This window comes from Parasphingorhabdus sp., assembly GCF_049667325.1.
Taxonomy (GTDB): Bacteria; Pseudomonadota; Alphaproteobacteria; order Sphingomonadales; family Sphingomonadaceae; genus Parasphingorhabdus.
In genome coordinates this window covers 1-2119 of sequence record NZ_JBATHY010000189.1, presented here as the reverse complement: position 1 = coordinate 2119, position 2119 = coordinate 1, and the positions used below count along the sequence as shown (strand labels likewise).

General features: G+C 59.0%; 4 protein-coding genes. 3 read left to right on the top strand and 1 reads right to left on the bottom strand.

The window, feature by feature from the left end:
- From WBM93_RS08620 to WBM93_RS08610, 3 genes are all read left to right on the top strand, one after another.
- A partial coding sequence (locus tag WBM93_RS08620; protein WP_424430919.1) for an exodeoxyribonuclease VII large subunit occupies nucleotides 1-545 on the top strand: 545 nt, incomplete at its 5' end.
- Between the two features lie 83 nt (nucleotides 546-628).
- Nucleotides 629-838 (top strand): DUF2093 domain-containing protein, encoded by a 210-nt coding sequence (locus tag WBM93_RS08615; RefSeq protein WP_424430917.1) that lies wholly within the window; start codon nucleotides 629-631, stop codon nucleotides 836-838.
- Nucleotides 835-1707, top strand: a complete 873-nt coding sequence (locus tag WBM93_RS08610; protein WP_424430914.1) for a M23 family metallopeptidase — start codon at nucleotides 835-837, stop codon at nucleotides 1705-1707. The genes WBM93_RS08615 and WBM93_RS08610 overlap by 4 nt, the downstream gene beginning before the upstream one ends.
- Before the next feature lie 19 nt (nucleotides 1708-1726).
- Here the strand turns inward: WBM93_RS08610 and WBM93_RS08605 are convergent.
- Nucleotides 1727-2119: hypothetical protein (locus WBM93_RS08605; RefSeq protein WP_424430912.1), on the bottom strand; the 393-nt coding region annotated here is incomplete at its 5' end.

The following is a 2119-nucleotide window of genomic DNA, read 5'->3' as shown; positions in this document are numbered from 1 at the left end:
TGGCAGTGGCGCAGGAACGGCTTGAGGGGCAGCGGCGATTGATGCCGGCGCTGACCGATCTGCTCCGCCCGCATCAACAGCGCGTAGATGAAATCTCCGAGCGGATGAAATACGGTATGAGCCAGAATATCGCCCATGCCCGCAGCCGCTTTTCATCCAGCGCAGGGGCCTTGCGGCCGTCTATATTGCAGCAACGACTGGCGCGTTCGCAGGAACGGTTCAAGCGGCTTGATTTGCCGGTAAGCCTTGTGCAACGTCCATTGGACAGTGCGCGGCAGCGGCTTGATGCGCTGTGGCGGTTAGCGGAACAGGTCTCGCCGGATGGCCCGCTGAAAAGAGGCTATGCACGGGTATCCGCTGCGGATGGAAGCTTGATTGCCAATCGCGCCGCCGCGCTGAAGGCAGGCAATCTGGACCTCCATTTCCAGGATGGAACCATCGGCGCCAGCGTGACCGAGGCGGGCGCGGCAAAGTCGAAACCCGCCCAGCCGTCGGTCAGCCGAGTCAAAAAAGCGCCGGATGACAGGCAGAAGGATTTATTTTAGGCGAGATTGCGATATGCTTGGTCAACCAGCGTCAATCATGATCGTAAATCGCAGGTAAAGGATAGAGGGAGTAAAAGCGTCCTATGTTAATGTCCAATCGCAACAAGGTGGCAAAGCTGCATTATATGCCCAACGGTTTCAGACCGCTGTCTGCAGGCGATCATGTCCTGTGCGCGGTTACCGGAGAAGCCATTCCTCTGGACGAGCTTCGTTACTGGAGCGTCGAGAGACAGGAGCCTTATGCCACGGCGCAGATTTCTGCGCGCGCCCATCTGCCCGAAAGCGAACAATGACTAGACGGTTTACAACAACCCTTGGCCTGCTGACGCTCGCGGCTGCCGCGGTTCCTGCGGCTATTGCTTATGCCGAAACCGAAGACACCGAACAGTCGGCGTTTCGCGAAGCGGTAAAATTCGGTTTTAGCGGCGAAGCGATCCAGGGCGGCGTGATGATCGGCGATGCACCCGCCGGAACCCGCAGCCTGTCGTTTGAAGGCGCACCTATTCCTATTGATGAGGACGGCAAGTTCATCATCGCGTTCAACCGCGATGCCGGACAGGCAGCGCAGCTGGTCGCGACACTGGATAATGGCCAGACGGTCCGGAAATTTATCAATATCGCGCCGCGAAAATGGCAGATCGAGCATGTCAGCCTCAATCGCAGCGGACGGACAGCCAGCGAAGCCTTCAAGCGGCGCCGCGCACCCGAACTCGCCCAGATCAACGCCGCGCGCAGTATCACGAGTGACAGCGCAGGCTGGCGCCAGACCTTCATCTGGCCGGTCAAGGGTCGAATATCGGGTATGTTCGGCAATCAGCGGGTCTATAATGGTACGCCCGGCAGCTATCACAGCGGGATCGATATCGCTGCGCCCAGTGGCACTTATTATGTTGCGCCCGCCGACGGGGTTGTAACGCTTGCGGCCTCTAGTCCGTTCACACTAGAGGGTAATTTGCTGATGATCGACCACGGGATGGGTCTCAACAGCGCTTTTCTGCACGGTTCGGAAATATTGGTAAAGCCCGGTCAAGTCGTGAAGCGCGGTGAACCGATTGGCCGCATTGGTTCAACCGGCAGCGCGACCGGCCCCCACCTGCATTGGTCAATGAAATGGCATCAGGCGCGAATCGATCCGATTTTGCTGACCGGGGCGATGGACTAGGTCCGGAGTCTCTGCGGATTCAGTCGACGACCCGTTTGACCTTGAAGCCCCGGCCGTCATTCACCTTGGCCAGGAAACTTCCCAGTGCCGCGCGTTCAATGGTGATCGTATCCCCTGCCTTGGGGCGCCGCATGGTGCTGCGGGGCGGTTCCGTCTGCTGCCAAACTCCGCCATCTTCCAGACCGATAAGCCACTTGCCGGTGCGAGTCGTACGGGCAGACTTGATGACGCCTTCGATCTGTTCGATCTGGTCACCTTCATCGCCATCACCGTCGAACAATTTGATTCTTGGCAGCGTCAGGCCGAACAAGCCGCGCCGGGCCTCGCGGACCTGCTCACGGTCGGCAATGACCACCTGATTGGTCGACTGGGCGGTTTGTAGCGCCGCTACTTTCTCGTCATAGCAAGCCAG

What these genes read in the sequence shown, in the direction of transcription:
- WBM93_RS08615 (WP_424430917.1), top strand. Translation starts at nt 629, where the DNA reads ATGTTAATGTCCAATCGCAACAAGGTGGCAAAGCTGCATTATATGCCC.
- WBM93_RS08610 (WP_424430914.1), top strand. Translation starts at nt 835, where the DNA reads ATGACTAGACGGTTTACAACAACCCTTGGCCTGCTGACGCTCGCGGCT.